The sequence below is a fragment of the Kitasatospora sp. NPDC057692 genome, from assembly GCF_042799475.1.
Classification (GTDB): Bacteria; Actinomycetota; Actinomycetes; order Streptomycetales; family Streptomycetaceae; genus Kitasatospora.
This window is the reverse complement of the sequence record NZ_JBHVIV010000003.1, coordinates 22,036-36,853: the sequence shown is the minus strand read 5'-3', so window position 1 is coordinate 36,853 and position 14,818 is coordinate 22,036. Positions and strand designations below refer to the sequence as shown.

Sequence of the window (14,818 nt, the reverse complement as noted above, 5' to 3'; positions counted from 1 at the left end):
TCGGGCGCACCGCTGTACAGAATGCCCATCGGAGGACGGAGCCCCCTCGATGCCCCCCGCCCACGCCGCCAGCTCCCCGGGCGCCGCCGGACCGTCCAACTCGCCCGCCGGGCAAGGGCATTCGGTCGCTCCGGGCGGTCCCTCCGGAAGCACCAACGACGCGATCGACGTCCTGGACGGCCGGCTGATCCGGCTGCTCGCCGAGGAGCCGCGGATCGGCGTCCTGGAGTGCTCGCGCCGGCTCCAGGTGGCGCGCGGCACGGTGCAGGCCCGGCTGGACCGGCTCCAGGCGCGCGGGGTGATCGGCGGCTTCGGCCCGGAGGTGGACCCGGCGGCGCTGGGCTACCCGGTGACGGCCTTCGCGACCCTGGAGATCTCCCAGGGGCAGGGCACGGACGTGCGCGAGCACCTAGCGGCGGTGCCGGAGGTGCTGGAGCTGCACACCATCACCGGGCACGGCGACATGATGGTGCGGATCGTGGCCCGGTCGAACGCCGATCTGCAGCGGGTGATCGACCGGGTGGTCGGCTTCGACGGGATCGTCCGCTCCTCGACGGCGATCGCGCTGGAGAACCCGGTGCCGTACCGGATCCTGCCGCTGGTCGACCAGGCCGCCGCCGAGTAGCCGGCCCCGGCGCCGCACCGGCGGACCGGCCCGGCAGGCCGGGTCAGCAGGCCGGGACGGCCCCGCCGGTGCGCAGCGCCTCCAGCGCGGAGACCGACTCCGCCAGCGTGCCGACCGGCACCAGCCGCAGCCCCGCGGGCGTGTTCACCCTGGCGTCCGCGCACTCGTCCTTGGGCAGCAGGAAGACGGTCGCGCCGTCCCGGGCCGCCGCCTGGGTCTTCAGCGGCACGCCGCCGACCGGGCCGACCACGCCCTGGTCGTCGATGGTCCCCGTCCCCGCGATGGTCAGCCCGCCGGTGAGGTCGCCGCCCTTGCCGTCCCCGGCGAGCTTGTCGACGATGCCGAGCGCGAGCATCTGGCCGGCGCTCGGGCCGCCGATGTCACCGAGGTCGACCTTCACCTTCACCTGGGCGGGCGACAGCCCGAGGTGGGAGAGCGCGGCCGCGGTGGCGGCGTCCTGGGACTCCGTCATCTGCTGGGCGGTGACCTCCTCGGCCTTGGCCGGGTCGCCCTGCGGGTAGACGGTCTCGGTGGGCCGGACGGCCTCGTCCGGGTCGAACCAGGCCCGCAGCGAGCGCCAGAAGGTGTTCCGCTCCCCCGGGTTGGTCGCCGAGATGGTCACCATCCGCAGCTGCCCCTGGGTGCTGCGGACCGGTGCGCCGGTGATGGTGAGCACCGGCCGGTCCTGGTAGCTGCCGAGGGTGTCCGCGGTCACGCCGGGGAAGGTCAGCGTGTACGGCAGCGGGACGAAGGCGGCCACGCCGAACAGCGCGGCGACCAGGGCGCCGCAGAGCGCGAGGGCGCGGGCCCGGGGAGCGGTGAGGGCCGGGGGCGGCTTGGTGTCGGACACAGAGGCATCCAAACACACCGGACCGCCCGGCGGGCACGCACAGGGCCACCCGGACGGCCCCGCCCGCCGCGCCGGGTGCTCAGCGCAGCGCGTCGGCGACCTCGGTGGCGGCCTCGACGACCCGGGGGCCGACCCGCTCGGGGACGAGGCCGTTGAGCATCACCACGCCGACGCTGCCCTCGATGCCGCTCAGTCCGAGCAGCGCCGCGGCCGCGCCGGAGGCCCCCGACTGCTCCTCCGCCCGGGTGATGACGAAGCCCTGCTCGGGCCGGCGCTGGCTCGGGAAGGCACGGGCCTCCAGGATCGCCCGGCCCGCCGCGCTCTCCCCCAGCGGGTGGCGCAGCCCGGTCCGGTAGGCGACGTGGAAGTCGGTCCAGCTGGGTTCGACCACCGCCACCGCGAGCGCCTCGTTGCCGTCCACCAGGGTGAGGTGGGCGGTGGCGCCGAGGTCCTCGGCGAGGCTGCGCAGCGCCGGCAGTGCCGCCTCGCGCAGCAGCGGGTGGACCCGGTGGGCGAGCCGGAGGACGCCCAGGCCGACCCGGGCCCGGCCGCCGATGTCCCGGCGCACCAGCCCGTGCTGCTCCAGGGTGGCCAGCAGCCGGTAGACGACGGTCCGGTTGACGGCGAGGCGGGCCGCCAGCTCGGTCACGGTGAGCCCGCGTTCCGAGTCGGCGAGCAGCTTGAGGACCCGGACACCGCGGTCCAGGGTCTGGGAGGTCTCTGCAGTCACGACGCGCAATTCCTTTCCGCGGCGGGTCGCGGATCGGCAGGCCGGTCCGGGACTCGGGTGTCGCGCGCAGGTGGGTGGCCGCGCTCGGGCCGCGGAGAGTCGTCCTTGACGTCCTGGGGCCCTGCGGCGCCGTCTCGCGGGGGGTTGCCCGGCGGGAGAGCGTGTGGGAAAGGTAGTGAAGTAATTGCGGCGGCGGAAGTGTTTGTCCAAAATTCGGGCAAGATCAATTGCGCACGCCCCGCAAAATCCGGTCATATCGGCACAGAACACCCCGACCTGGCGTTCGCAGGTTCGACCACAGTCCGAGTTCCGGACGGATCCGGCCGCGTCAGAGCAGGTTGCGCAGGACCGTCCAGGCCGTCGCCGCTCCGAGCAGCACGGCCGTGCCGCGCCGGCCGAGCGGCGGCTGCCAGCGCCGACCGGCCAGGCCGTGCCGCAACCAGACCAGGTAGACCGCGGCGACCAGCGGCAGCGCCAGCAGCAGCGCCGCGTTGTCGTGCCAGGCGGCGGCGAGGTCGCCGTGCAGCAGGTCGTAGGCCATCCGGGTGCCGCCGCAGCCGGGGCACTGCAAGCCGGTGACCTTGCGCCAGGGGCAGAACGGCAGCGCCTGCCCGGGCAGGTGGGGGTCGCGCGACCACAGGTACACCGAGCCGGCCGCGCCGCCGGCCAGCACCGCGACCGGCGCCCACGCCGTGCGCAGCCGCTCGGGAACGGCGAAGCCGCCCCGGCCGGGAGGGCCGGGGCGGCGCGCCTTCGCGGACGTGGCCAAGGGTCAGCCGCGCAGCAGACGGCCCTGGGCGTCGGTGCGGTCGTTGCTGGTGAGGAACAGGATGCCGTCGATCAGCGACCAGACACCGAGGCCACCGCAGGTCAGCAGCTGGGCGATGCCCATGCCGATGTGGCCGGTGTAGAAGCGGCCGACGCCCAGGCCGCCGAGCAGGATCTGCAGGACCCCCGCGACGACCTTCGACTTGTCGGAGAGCTCGGGCTGCTGGGCGTAGGGCTGCTGGTACGACACGTTCAGTGTGCTCCTTGAAAGACAGACAGGCCCGGGCGCACGACGGAGCGTCGCGCCTCCCCGGGTCGGTGAGGTGCCGACCGGATTCACCGGGAGCTGCGACGGCCGGCCCCGGACGGGGGGCGTGCGGCGTCGGCGGCCCGGAGGCGGCTCGGCACGCGGAAGACTAGCCGATCATCCGACCGAATGTCTCCACAATTCCTTCGCGTATATCTGAACGTCATATGACCTTTATGGTCACGCCCCGCCCCTGCCGACGGATCGTTACTTCGCCCACTCCCGGATCCTGGCGATCCGCGCCTTCAACTGATTGGCCGTCGCCTGCGCGGTCAGCGGACCGCCGCACTGGCGGCGCAGCTCGTTGTGGATGGTCCCGTGCGGCTGGCTGGTGCGGTGGTGCCAGGCGGCCACCAGCGCGTTCAGCTCCTTGCGCAGCTCGCGGAGCTCCTGGTGCGTGACGACCGGCCGCTGCTCGGCCGGCAGCTCCAGCAGGTCGGCCTCCTCGGCCGGCTTGCCCTTGCTCCGCTGGATCTGCCGGTGCTGGCGCTTCTGCAGCAGCATCTGCACCTGGTCCGGCTCCAGCAGGCCCGGGATGCCGAGGTAGTCCTCCTCCTCCTCGCTGCCCGGGTGCGCCTGCATGCCGAACTCCATGGCGTTGTACAGCACCCGGTCGAAGACCGCGTCGGAGCCCAGCGCCTCGTAGGAGAACTCCTCGCCGCCCGCGCCGTCCGGGCCGTCGTTGGCCCGCTCGGCCTCGGCGAGCAGCCGGTCCTCCTCGTCGAAGAGGCCCTCGCCCTCCTTCTTCGGCCGGTCCAGCACGTGGTCGCGCTGCAGCTCCATCTCGTTGGCGAAGCCCAGCAGCATCGGGATGGTCGGCAGGAAGACGGAGGCGGTCTCGCCGCGCTTGCGGGCGCGCACGAAGCGCCCGACGGCCTGGGCGAAGAACAGCGGGGTGGAGATCGAGGTCGCGTACACGCCGACGGCCAGCCGGGGCACGTCGACGCCCTCGGACACCATGCGGACCGCGACCATCCAGCGCGAGGTGCCCTCCGCGTACTCCGAGATCCGCTTGGAGGCCTCGGTCTCGTCGGAGAGGACCAGGGTGACCTTCTCGCCGCTGATCTCGCGCAGCATCTTGGCGTAGGCGCGGGCCACCGTCTGGTCGGTGGCGATCACCAGGCCGCCGGCGTCCGGGATCGCCTTGCGGACCTCGCCGAGCCGGCGGTCGGCGGCCTGCAGCACGGCCGGGATCCACTCGCCCTGCGGGGAGAGCGCGGTGCGCCAGGCCTGGGCGATGAGGTCCTTGGTCATCGGCTCGCCGAGCCGGGCCTCCAGCTCGTCGCCGGACTTGGTGCGCCAGCGCATGTTGCCGCTGTAGGAGAGGAAGATCACCGGACGGACGACGTGGTCGGCGAGCGCGTGCCCGTAGCCGTAGGTGTAGTCGGCGACCGACTTGCGGATGCCGTCGCCGCCCGCCTCGTACTGGACGAACGGGATCGGGTTGGTGTCCGAGCGGAACGGCGTACCGGTCAGCGCCAGCCGCCGGGTGGCCGGCTCGAAGGCCTCGAAGCAGGCCTCGCCCCAGGACTTCGAGTCACCGGCGTGGTGGATCTCGTCCATGATGACCAGCGTCTTGCGGGCCTCGGTCCGGTTGCGGTGCAGCATCGGGTTCACGCCGACGCCCGCGTAGGTGACCACGATGCCGTGGTAGTCCCGGGAGAGCGGCCCGGAGGAGTAGGCGGGATCCAGCCGGATGCCTATCCGGGCGGCGGCCTCGGCCCACTGCTTCTTCAGGTGCTCGGTCGGCGCGACCACGGTGACCTGCTGCACCAGGTGGTTGTGGAGCAGGTAGGAGGCCAGGGTCAGCGCGAAGGTGGTCTTGCCCGCGCCCGGGGTCGCGACGGCGAGGAAGTCGCGCGGCTGGCTCTCGATGTACTTGTCCAGCGCCCCCTGCTGCCAGGCCCGGAGCTTGCCCGCGGTGCCCCACGGGGCGCGGCCGGGGAAGGCCGGGGACAGGTGGTGCGAGGAGGTCGGCGCGGCGTGGCCGACGGTTCGGACGGGCGCGTGCGGCTCCTGGACGTCGGAGAAGAGCGGCATCGAGTCGGCGGCAGTACTCACGGTCTCCGAAGGGGGATCATCGCAGGTCAGAGGCCATTGTGCGGCCTCGCCCCGCGGTCGGGCGGCGTTCGGGCAACCCGCCCAGCGTACCGGGCCCGGGGGCGTTCGGGCGGCCCCGGCGGGGCCGGGCGGGGTGCGCGCCCGGCCCGTCGGCGTCCGGGGCGGCCGGAAATCGATGTGACGTGGATCACGTCGGAAAGTTGCGGAAACGCGGTAAGCGGAACCCCCTCGACCGCCTCTCTTCCGGGTGAGGCCGCCCCAACCCCACAGCCGTCACCGGCCTCGCACCCAGAGAAGGGAACCGCCGTGCACGCCACCGCCGAAGAGACCGTCCAGGCCCGTCTGGTCCTCTCCCCCCACCGCTCCGTCCGGTTGCGGGTCACCCTGACCTACCTCCCGGAGGACCCGCTCGCCGTCCGGATGGCCTTCCCCTCCGAGTTCTCGCTGGACGAGCCGGCCGACGGCCCCGCGGAGGGGGCCGCCGACATCGTCTGGGTCTTCGCCCGCCGGCTGCTCTCCACCGGCCTGGAGGTGCCCTCCGGCATCGGCGACGTCCACGTCCGGCCCGGGCTCGGCCGGCGCACCCTGGTCGAGCTGCGCGCGCCCGAGGGCACCGCGATGGTCCAGTTCGACACCGCCGACCTCCGGCGCTTCCTGTGGCGCAGCCGGCTGGTCGTCCCCGAGGGCGAGGAGCACCTGCACCTGGACGCCGACCGCGCCCTGGCCGAGCTGCTCGGCTGAGCGCCCGGCGGGCACCCGTCGGCGGCCGCCCGGGGCCGGGGCCCGGGCAGCCGCTGGTGACCGCCCGTCCGGGGCGGGCCGCCGCGACCGGCTACGCCGAGAGCTTCCGCATCAGCCGCACGCCCTGCGCCGGGGTGAGGTGCGGCAGGTACGCCTTGCCGATCGCCCGGGTGATGCTGGGCAGCGCGGCCGGGTCCGGATAGGCCATGTACATCGGCCGGTACTCCGGCTGGAACTTCGCCTTGAACGCGAGCAGGGACCGGAAGCCGTACACCGGCTCCAGCGCCCGGCCCAGCCAGTCCAGGGTCTTCTGCAGCCCGGTCGGCGGCTCCTTCTCGGAGCGGGCCAGCGGTGCGCCGGAGAGCGAGAGGAAGCGGGCGCCCTCCTGCTTGAAGCCGAGCGCCGCGGAGGCGATCAGGAACTCGGTGACGCCGCGGAAGCCGTCCGAGCGCCGGCGCATGAAGTCCAGCGTCCAGCCGACCGCCTCGCCGTTCTCGTAGACCGGCATCCAGCTGGTCAGCCCGTGCACGGAGCGGTCGGAGTCGACGGCGATCAGCAGCCGCACCGCCGGGTCGTCCAGCTCCTCCAGGCCGCCGAGGGTGAAGCCCATCTCGGGCAGCCCCTTCTCCGAGACCCACTCCTCGGAGATGGCGCGGATCTGCTCCTTCAGCGCGAGCGGCGCCTCGTGGTACGACCACCACTCGGCGGTGATGCCCTGCTTGCCGGCCTTGTTGAGCGCGGTGCGGATGTCCTGCCACTTGCGGCCGGTGAAGGCGAGGTCCGGCAGCGCGACCACGGTGTCCTCGGCGACCTGCAGCGAACGCCAGCCGAGCTGTCCGGCGGCGGCCCTGGTCTCCGGGGTGACGCTGTAGAAGCAGGGCGTCCAGCCGCGCGCGTCGCAGTACCGGGCGAACCCGGCCACCGCGCGGGCGCGCGCCTCCGGGGCGCCGAACGGGTCGCCGGTGGTCAGCGCGACGGTGTTCAGCACCCGGTACGCGACGGCCGCCCGGCCCTCCTCGTCGAACCAGTAGTGGTTGCCGTCCCAGGTGGTGAGGAAGGAGAGCGTCCCGCCGCCGTGCTCGGTGAGCAGGGTGCGGGCCCGCGCGGCGTCCTCGGCGTCGACGTGCACCACCGGGCGGCGGAAGGCCACCAGCAGCGCGACCAGCGCGACCACCCAGAAGGCCAGCCCGCAGTACGTCTCCAGGAGGCGCGCGAGCGGCCCGACCGCGATCGGGTAGTCGGGCAGCAGGTCGTTGTAGGCGGGCGGCAGGAACTGGGCCGGCAGTCCGGCGACCAGTCCGCGGAAGGTCGCGCCCGGCTCGAACTGCCGGGCGACCAGCACGCCCAGCCCGGTGTACGCGGCGGCCGCGACCACCAGCATGCCGCCGACCACGGCGGTCAGCCGGCCGAGCACCGCCCGGGGCAGCCGCAGCGGGAAGCGCTTGCGGGTGGCCAGCAGCAGGCCGCCGGTGACCAGCGGCAGCAGCAGCGCCTCGACGAAGTACTGGACGACGCCGCCCGCCCGGGTGCCGGTCTCCTTGAACAGCCAGAGCAGCATGAAGGTCCAGAGCAGCTCGGTGACGACGGTGATCCGCCAGGCGAGCCGCAGACCGCGGCGCAGGCCCTCGGCCAGCACCAGCAGCAGGGCCGGGAAGAGCGTGGCCATCAGCCGGGCCGGGGTGTCGAAGATCCGCTCGACGGCGTGGGCGCGGGCGCAGTCGCGCGCCGAGGACGCGCAGAAGTCGGCGACCTCCTCCGGGGTGAGCCGGTGCGAGAGGTAGATCTCCGAGAAGGTGTTGAACGGGCCGGTCGCGTTGTCGTACAGCGAGGCGATCATCGGCCCGAGCGCGGCCGCGACCAGGCAGAGCGCGATCAGCACCCGGGTCTCGGTGTGCGAGGAGCGGTGGGAGCGCAGGTGCGGGCGGCGGCGGGTGAGCAGCGCGCCGACGGCCAGGCCGGCCAGCGCGCCGGAGAACCGCTGGACGCTCTGCAGGTGGCCCACGTAGAGGGTCATCACCAACGGCACCAGCACCACCAGCAGGTGCAGCCGGCGGCGCCAGAGCACGGTGAGCCGGTAGCCGAGCACCCCGGCCAGGGCGAACAGCCCCGCCGTGGGGCCGACCGCGGTCTGGTCGACGACCGAGGCGGTCCACTGCTCGCCGAGCCGGGCGCCGACCGCGACCACCGCGGTGCCGGCCAGGGTCCCGGCCAGCTGTCCGGCGACCAGCGCGCCCGCGGTGCGCAGCGCGCCGAGCCGGCGCTCGGCGGCCGGGACGACCAGGAGCAGCAGCAGGCTGGCGGCGACGTAGGCGCCGGCGCCGGAGCACCAGAACATCGAGCTGAGCGGCGTCCACCAGCGGCCCTCGCCGAGCGTCGGCACACCGGTGCCGACCCGGGCCAGCAGGGCGTCGGACGGGCCGTGGCCGAGGCTGCGGGTGGCGGCGCCGACGGCCCACAGACCGACCAGCAGCACCAGCGTCAGCGGGGCCTCGCCGACCCGGGCGGCCAGCCGGTTGCCGAAGCCGGCGGCCGCGCGCGCCACCCGCTGCGGGCGGCGCGGCGCGGGGGCGCCGGGGTCCGGGGCGGCGGGGCCGCCGTGCGGCTGCTCGGGAACCCGCGGGCCCGCCTGTTCGCCGCCCGTCCCCTGCCCGCGCTCGCGCGCCCGCAGCGACTGCGGCGCGCGTTCGCCGAGGAACGAGGAGACCGGGGCCGCACCGAGCCGGATCACCGGATCAGCCCGGTCTGCTGGGCGAGCCAGGGCAGCTGCTCGACGATGCCCGGACGGAAGATGACCCAGCCGTGGGCGCCCGGCATCAGGTCGAACTTGGCCTTCATCCCGGCGGCCTGGACCGCCGCGAAGACCTTCTCCTGCTGCGGGCGGAACTCCCCGTCGGTGCGGCCGACCACGATCGCGGCGGCGGTGTCCGGGAACTGCTTGCGGGCCATCACCTGCAGCGGGTCGACGGCGTCGAACTTCGAGGCGTCACCGTCGAAGGCCTCCTTGACGGTCTGTTCGCGGGTGCCCAGGGTCGGCTCCTGCTGACCGGCCATGTCCAGGAAGGAACCGTAGACCTCGGGGGCGTTGACGGCGAGCTGGAGCGCGCAGGTGCCGCCCATCGAGGCGCCGCCGATCGCCCAGGACTCCCGGCCCTTGGCCGCCTGGAGGTGGGTGCCCACCCAGTCCGGGATGTCCTTGGACAGGTAGGTCTGGACGTTGGCGATCTTGGAGTCGAAGCAGAGCGTGTTCTTCCAGACCGATCCCAGCTGGTCCGGCATCACCACGATCGGCGCGAGGCCCTTGTGCTGGGCGGCGAAGGCGTCCAGGGCCTCGTTGACCTGGCCGGCGAGCACCCAGTCCCCCGGGTTGCCGGGCTGGCCGGAGACGAGCACCACGACCGGGAGCAGCGGCCTGGGGGTGGCCCGGTAGGCCGGCGGCAGGTAGACGTACGCGTCGCGGGCGGTGAAGCCCGACTTCGTACCGGGGATCGGCACGATCGAGACGGTGCCCTTCTCGGGGAGGCCGGGCGGGGCCTCCCAGATCTCCTCCAGAACCTTGCCGGGCGGCGGACTGAGCGTCTTGGCGGCCATGTCGGTGGTGAGCTCCTGGGTCTTGGACAGCCAGGGCGCGAGCATGATCCGTCCGGTCGGGAACTGGCCGAAGCCGCGGTTGACCTGGGAGGAGGCCATCAGCAGCACCAGTGCCCCGGCGCCGACGGCCAGGAGCTTGCGCCGGCGGCCCGTGCCGGGCATCCGGAATCCCGCCAGGCTGAGCCCGAGCAGGGCGGTGGCGATCCACCAGGTGACGTAGCGGGGGATCCCCTCGGGGAAGGGGTGCCACCACCCGTCGACGACGACGTCCACGAGCAGGCTGACCGCCGCGGCGGTGAGCAGGGCGGCCGGGAGCCGGCGGCGCCACCAGGTACGGCTGCGCGCCAGCAGGGCGAGGACCAGCAGGGAACCCCAGCCGGCCGCCAGGACGGCGTACGGGATCGGGCCGTGGGTGAGCGGCCAGTCGATCGGGTTCCAGGCCAGGGCGAGAGAGACGGTGGTCATACGTTCTTCCCCGGGCGGGTGGTGTCGGCCAGGAAGCCGTAGGCGACGACGTTGCCGTCGTAGCCGCGGTCCTCGCGGTATCCGCCGCCACAGGTGATCACCCGTAGCTGGGCGTCGGCGGCCTGACGGTACACCCGGTCGTCCGGGAAGTCCTTTCGGTCGTGCACTTCGATGGCGTAGAGCTGGTAGACGGCGGTCCGGCCGTCCTCGCGGAGGATCTCGATCCGGTCGCCGCGGTGCAGCGAGCCCAGATGGTAGAAGACGGCGGGACCGCGGTGGTTGTCGACGTGTCCGGCGATGACGGCGGTGCCGCGCTGGCCGGGGGCGGCGCCGTCGCGGTACCAGCCGGCCAGGTTGGGGTCCGCCTCCGGCGGGGTCTGGAGGCGGCCGTCCCGGTCGAGCCCGAGGCCGGTGACCGGCGCGTCGAGCCGGACGGCGGGGATGCGGATCCGGGTCGGCCGGGAGGGGCCGAGCGGCGGCACCACGGAGACCGGGGCGAAGCCGGTGAGGGCCTGTCCCGTGCCGGGGACCGGGGGCAGCCCGGTGGTCCCGCCGTCGTGCAGCAGCCACGCGCCCAGCACGAGCGCGGCACCGACCGCCAAGGTGCCCGGCCACGGGCTCCTGCTCTGCTGGGCGCCCACCGGCGCTCCCCTCTGCTGACGTCGGACCGGCCGCCGGTTCCTGGGAGCTTTCTGAGAACCATGCAACAGGATCGGACCCTATGCCACATTCATACGCTGGTCGTACTCACTCCCCCCGATCGGCAGGGCCTACCGGGATACAACCCGGGCCAAAGGGATGAGACGTCACCTTCACGCCACCCTCCGGTCACCTGGCGGCTCTCGGGGACGGCGACAATCTCTTCATCGGACACTCAGGAACGCCATCCCGGTTGCATCCTTCGAGCGATGACTTCCGACCATCCGTGGTGAATCGCTGACCGATCTCGATCACATGCCATGCTGACCCCGTTCACAGGCCTATCACCGCACTTGTCCGACCGGGCCCCGTTCCGCCCGGACGGCCGTGCGCCGCGCCTGCCGTGCCCCGCCCCGCGCACGCCCCACGAACGGAGTGACCATGGACGCTCTCTCCCGTCGCACCCTGCTGGCCGCGGGTGCCGCCGGCGCCGCCGTACTCGCCGCGGGGTGCGGGGCCCGGACGGACCCGGGCGGCGGGCAGGCGACCACTCCGGCCCCGGCACCGGCCACCCCGGCCACCCCGGCCGAGGACCACGCGACGGTCCCGACCGAGGCGGCCAGGCCCCCGGTCACCCTGATCGGCGACGGCTCCACCTCGGACACCGGCCCGCAGCCCGGCCAGGCTCCCCCCGAGGCGCTGCGCCCCGGTCAGCGCCCGCCGCAGTTCGTGGTCTTCTCCTGGGACGGCGCCGGCGAGCTCGACAACGGGCTGTTCCGGCGCTTCCGCCGGCTCGCCCGGGAGCACGACGCCTCTATGACCTTCTTCCTCAGCGGCCTCTACCTGCTGCCGGAGTCCCGCAAGGACCTCTACCGCCCGCCGCAGCACAAGGCCGGCGCCTCCGACATCGGCTACCTGAGCGACCGGCACATCCGCGACACGCTGGAGAACGTGCACGACGCCTGGCTGGAGGGCCACGAGATCGGCACCCACTTCAACGGCCACTTCTGCGGCGCCACCGGCGTCGGCAGGTGGTCGCCGGAGGAGTGGGACAGCGAGATCCAGCAGGCGATGGACTTCGTGACGAACTGGCGCACCAACACCGGCTTCACCGACCTGCCGGCGCTGCCCTTCGACTACCGCAAGGAGCTGATCGGCAGCCGCACCCCCTGCCTGGAGGGCCAGCGCAACCTGCTGCCCACCGCGGTGAAGCGCGGCTGGCGCTACGACAGCAGCGGCAACGGCACGCAGATCTGGCCGCAGAAGATCCAGGGCGGCGCGCTCTGGGACCTCCCGCTGCAGTCCATCCCGTTCCCCGGGCACACCTTCCAGGTGCTGTCGATGGACTACAACATCATGTTCAACCAGTGCGGCAGCAACACCAAGGCCGACCCGGCGCTGCACCCCGGCTACCAGGCCCAGGCCCGGGACGCCTATCTGATGGGCTTCGAGCGCGCCTACACCACCAACCGCGCGCCGTACGTCATCGGCAACCACTTCGAGGAGTGGAACGGCGGCATCTACATGAACGCCGTCGAGGAGGTGCTCAAGGCGATCGCCGGGCGGCCCGAGGTGCGGCTGGTGTCCTTCCGCCAGCTGGTGGACTGGCTGGACGCCCAGGACCCGGCGGTGCTGCGCAGGCTGCAGACCCTCGGCCCCGGCCAGGCCCCGGCCGGGGGCTGGGAGACCTTCCTGGGCGCCGCGGCCCCTCCGCCCGCCTCCGGGGCCGCCGCCGCCCCGGCCGGGGCCGTCACCGGCTGAGCCCTCAGGCGGTCTTCCGGACCCGCCCGCCGACCAGCGCGCCGACCAGCGCGACCCCGGTCATGGTCAGGAAGATCACCGCGAACGCGCCGGTCGAACCGGTGCCCCCGGCGCCCTCGTGGGCGGCGGCCACCGAGCCGCCGCCCAGCGCCGCGAACAGCACCCCGGCCAGGCCCGTCAGCAGCACGTTGCCCAGCGCGTCGCTCACCTGGAGCGAGGCCGAGTTGGCCCCGGCGTCCTCCGGCGTCGACAGCTTCATCATCAGCACGCTGACGCTCGCGACCGACATCCCCATGCCGAGCCCGCCGATGCCCCAGGCCACCGCCGCCGCCCAGCTCGGCGCCCCCGGGACGAGGACCAGCGCCGCCCCCGCGATCGCCACCGCGGTCAGCACGAAGCCGCCGCGGATCATCAGCCCGCGGTACCGCTCGGCCCCCGGCCGGCCCTGGAGCCAGGAACCGAGCGCCCAGGTCAGGCCGCCGCTGGTCAGGCAGAGCCCGGCCAGCGTCGGCGACAGACCGCGCTCGGTCACCATCATCAGCGGGATGAACGCCTCGGCCGCGAAGAACGCCCCCGAGGCGATCCCGCGCAGCAGGATCACCGTCGGCAGTCCGCGCCCGGCCCGCAGCGTCCCGGCCGGCAGCAGCCCGAGCACCGCCGGGACCAGCAGCACCGTCCCGGCGGCGGCCGGCAGCAGGCCGATCAGGTCCAGCCGCTGGCCCGCGTACTGCAGCAGGCCGGCGCCGAGCGCGGCCATCGCGGCCAGCCCGGTGCGGCGGCGGTCGAACGCGGCGCCCCTGAGCACCGGCTGCTCCTTCTCCGAGCGGCGCAGCGCCGGGCCCATCACCGCCAGCGGCAGCAGGATCAGCACCGGCACGGCGAGGAAGACCCAGCGCCAGCCGAGGTGCTGGGTGACCGCCCCGGAGACCACCGGTCCGACGATCGAGGGCAGCACCCAGGCCGAGGAGAAGGCCGCGAACACCGCGGGCCGCAACCGCTCGGGGTAGGCCCGGCCGACCACCACGTAGAGCGCGACGATCACCAGGCCGCCGCCGAGGCCCTGGATCGCCCGGCCGCCGACGAAGATCCACATCCCGGGCGCCGAGCCGGCCACCAGCAGGCCCGCGCCGAACACCGCGATGCCGGTGAACAGCGGTTGCAGCGGGCCGCTCCGGTCGCACCACTGGCCGGAGACGACCAGGGCGAACAGCGTGGTGGTGAAGTAGCCGGAGAAGGCGAAGGCGTACAGCCCGAGCCCGTCCAGCTCGCGGGCGGCCACCGGCATCGCGGTGTTGACGGCCGTCGCCTCGAAGGCGATCACCAGGACCACCGAGACGATCCCCAGGGTCAGGGCCCGGAAACGGTCGCCGAGGACCCCTCCTCCGGAGTCGGCCGGTATCGGAACGGAGGCGGTGTCGGCCGAGGCTGGGGAGGCTGTGGTCATACGTATGATCGTAAGGTGCGCCTGGGTCGATAACCCCTGACCCTGGTCCCCCGTCGTCTCCGCCTCCGGACCTAGGCCGCAGTCGGCCCGGGGGTCAGTGCAGCACCTTGAGGCCCACCACGCCGGAGACGATCAGCAGCAGGCAGCCGATCCTGGCCGCGGTCACCGCGTCCCCCAGCACCGCCATGCCGTACAGCGCGGTGCCCACCGCGCCGATGCCCACCCACACCGCGTAGCCGGTGCCGATCGGGATCGAGCGCATCGCGTACGCCAGGCCGCCCATCGAGAGCGCCAGTGCCACGCCGAACACCACCGTCGGGACGAGGCGGGAGAAGCCCTTGGAGGCCTCCAGGGCCACCGCCCACACGGTCTCCAGGACACCGGACAGAACCAGGACGAGCCAAGCCATGACGGTCGTACCTCCGCAGTCGGCAGCGGCCGGGTTGCCGCTGTCACTGCGCCGTCTTGTCGTCACCGGGTACGACGCGCTCGTCCGGGGCGGCCACGGAGGGCCACCTGTCTCCGACGGTAGCACAGACTCCGCCACACAGAATTTACAAAAGGATATTGACGCTCCGCCCGGCATTCCGCCAAACTGAATTCACCAACACGGCGAACGACGACAGGAGTCGGACATGGACAGGAAGACGGCGGCCCGCGCGCCCCGCACCTGTACCACCGCTCCCCGGTGTTGTCGCGCCTGTCGCTGCTGCCGCTGCGCCTGAGCGCGCCCCCGGTCCAGCCCCCGTCGGCTCCACCCCACGGCCGTGTGCCCGAGTGGTTCAGGGAACCGCCTGCAAAGCGGTGTACACGGGTTCGATTCCCGTCATGGCCTCCCC

13 protein-coding genes, 1 tRNA gene and 1 riboswitch are annotated in these 14,818 nt (G+C 73.6%); of the genes, 4 read left to right on the top strand and 10 right to left on the bottom strand.

What is annotated here, in order from left to right; genetic code table 11:
• The first annotated feature begins 49 nt into the window (after positions 1-49).
• Positions 50-625, top strand: a complete 576-nt coding sequence (locus tag ACFVFS_RS02365) for an Lrp/AsnC family transcriptional regulator (RefSeq protein ID WP_380619185.1) — start codon at positions 50-52, stop codon at positions 623-625.
• Between the two features lie 43 nt (positions 626-668).
• Here the strand turns inward: ACFVFS_RS02365 and ACFVFS_RS02360 are convergent, their stop codons facing one another.
• The 5 genes from ACFVFS_RS02360 to ACFVFS_RS02340 all read right to left on the bottom strand — a co-directional run bounded on the left by ACFVFS_RS02360 (position 669) and on the right by ACFVFS_RS02340 (position 5,320).
• The gene (locus tag ACFVFS_RS02360) at positions 669-1,475 is read right to left on the bottom strand and encodes a S16 family serine protease (RefSeq protein ID WP_380619183.1); all 807 of its coding nucleotides are present in this window, start codon (positions 1,473-1,475) and stop codon (positions 669-671) included.
• A gap of 79 nt (positions 1,476-1,554) precedes the next feature.
• Complete coding sequence (locus ACFVFS_RS02355; protein ID WP_270146684.1) at positions 1,555-2,205, bottom strand: IclR family transcriptional regulator; 651 nt, start codon at positions 2,203-2,205, stop codon at positions 1,555-1,557.
• Positions 2,206-2,533: 328 nt separating this feature from the next.
• Complete coding sequence (locus tag ACFVFS_RS02350) at positions 2,534-2,974, bottom strand: DUF2752 domain-containing protein (RefSeq protein WP_380619181.1); 441 nt, start codon at positions 2,972-2,974, stop codon at positions 2,534-2,536.
• A 3-nt stretch (positions 2,975-2,977) separates the two neighbouring features.
• Positions 2,978-3,223, bottom strand: a complete 246-nt coding sequence (locus tag ACFVFS_RS02345) for a TM2 domain-containing protein (RefSeq protein WP_380619179.1) — start codon at positions 3,221-3,223, stop codon at positions 2,978-2,980.
• Between the two features lie 264 nt (positions 3,224-3,487).
• Complete coding sequence (locus ACFVFS_RS02340; protein ID WP_380619432.1) at positions 3,488-5,320, bottom strand: DEAD/DEAH box helicase; 1,833 nt, start codon at positions 5,318-5,320, stop codon at positions 3,488-3,490.
• Between the two features lie 327 nt (positions 5,321-5,647).
• Between ACFVFS_RS02340 and ACFVFS_RS02335 the strand changes: the two genes are divergently transcribed.
• Positions 5,648-6,082, top strand: coding sequence for an SsgA family sporulation/cell division regulator (locus ACFVFS_RS02335; protein WP_380619177.1), 435 nt, complete (start codon positions 5,648-5,650; stop codon positions 6,080-6,082).
• Between the two features lie 91 nt (positions 6,083-6,173).
• Here ACFVFS_RS02335 and ACFVFS_RS02330 read toward each other — a convergent pair whose 3' ends face one another.
• From ACFVFS_RS02330 to ACFVFS_RS02320, 3 genes are read right to left on the bottom strand one after another with little or no spacing between them, the layout of a single operon-like run.
• Positions 6,174-8,810, bottom strand: coding sequence for a bifunctional lysylphosphatidylglycerol flippase/synthetase MprF (locus tag ACFVFS_RS02330; RefSeq protein WP_380619175.1), 2,637 nt, complete (start codon positions 8,808-8,810; stop codon positions 6,174-6,176).
• Positions 8,807-10,135 (bottom strand): alpha/beta hydrolase, encoded by a 1,329-nt coding sequence (locus ACFVFS_RS02325; protein ID WP_380619173.1) that lies wholly within the window; start codon positions 10,133-10,135, stop codon positions 8,807-8,809. Before ACFVFS_RS02325 ends, ACFVFS_RS02330 begins: the two co-directional genes overlap by 4 nt.
• Positions 10,132-10,776, bottom strand: coding sequence for a class F sortase (locus ACFVFS_RS02320; RefSeq protein ID WP_380619171.1), 645 nt, complete (start codon positions 10,774-10,776; stop codon positions 10,132-10,134). The genes ACFVFS_RS02325 and ACFVFS_RS02320 overlap by 4 nt, the downstream gene beginning before the upstream one ends.
• Positions 10,777-11,215: 439 nt before the next feature.
• Between ACFVFS_RS02320 and ACFVFS_RS02315 the strand changes: the two genes are divergently transcribed.
• Positions 11,216-12,535, top strand: a complete 1,320-nt coding sequence (locus tag ACFVFS_RS02315) for a hypothetical protein (protein WP_380619169.1) — start codon at positions 11,216-11,218, stop codon at positions 12,533-12,535.
• Between the two features lie 4 nt (positions 12,536-12,539).
• On the opposite strand, the gene ACFVFS_RS02310 is transcribed toward ACFVFS_RS02315, so the two are convergent.
• Together ACFVFS_RS02310 and ACFVFS_RS02305 are read right to left on the bottom strand one after the other, a co-directional pair.
• Positions 12,540-13,979: an MFS transporter gene (locus ACFVFS_RS02310; protein WP_380619167.1), complete on the bottom strand. Its 1,440-nt coding sequence runs from the start codon at positions 13,977-13,979 to the stop codon at positions 12,540-12,542.
• 94 nt (positions 13,980-14,073) lie between these two features.
• A complete protein-coding gene (locus ACFVFS_RS02305; protein ID WP_380619165.1) occupies positions 14,074-14,388 on the bottom strand; it encodes a DMT family transporter in 315 nt (104 codons plus the stop codon).
• Positions 14,389-14,433: 45 nt separating this feature from the next.
• Positions 14,434-14,499: riboswitch (guanidine-III (ykkC-III) riboswitch) on the bottom strand.
• A 243-nt stretch (positions 14,500-14,742) separates the two neighbouring features.
• Between ACFVFS_RS02305 and ACFVFS_RS02300 the strand changes: the two genes are divergently transcribed.
• Positions 14,743-14,814, top strand: a tRNA-Cys gene (locus tag ACFVFS_RS02300).
• The last annotated feature ends 4 nt before the right edge of the window (positions 14,815-14,818 follow it).

Bases quoted from the DNA above. Each gene is read 5' to 3' on its own strand.
- ACFVFS_RS02305 (WP_380619165.1), bottom strand. From the start codon at position 14,388: ATGGCTTGGCTCGTCCTGGTTCTGTCCGGTGTCCTGGAGACCGTGTGG.
- ACFVFS_RS02325 (WP_380619173.1), bottom strand. From the start codon at position 10,135: ATGACCACCGTCTCTCTCGCCCTGGCCTGGAACCCGATCGACTGGCCG.
- ACFVFS_RS02310 (WP_380619167.1), bottom strand. From the start codon at position 13,979: ATGACCACAGCCTCCCCAGCCTCGGCCGACACCGCCTCCGTTCCGATA.
- ACFVFS_RS02340 (WP_380619432.1), bottom strand. From the start codon at position 5,320: ATGCCGCTCTTCTCCGACGTCCAGGAGCCGCACGCGCCCGTCCGAACC.
- ACFVFS_RS02315 (WP_380619169.1), top strand. From the start codon at position 11,216: ATGGACGCTCTCTCCCGTCGCACCCTGCTGGCCGCGGGTGCCGCCGGC.
- ACFVFS_RS02365 (WP_380619185.1), top strand. From the start codon at position 50: ATGCCCCCCGCCCACGCCGCCAGCTCCCCGGGCGCCGCCGGACCGTCC.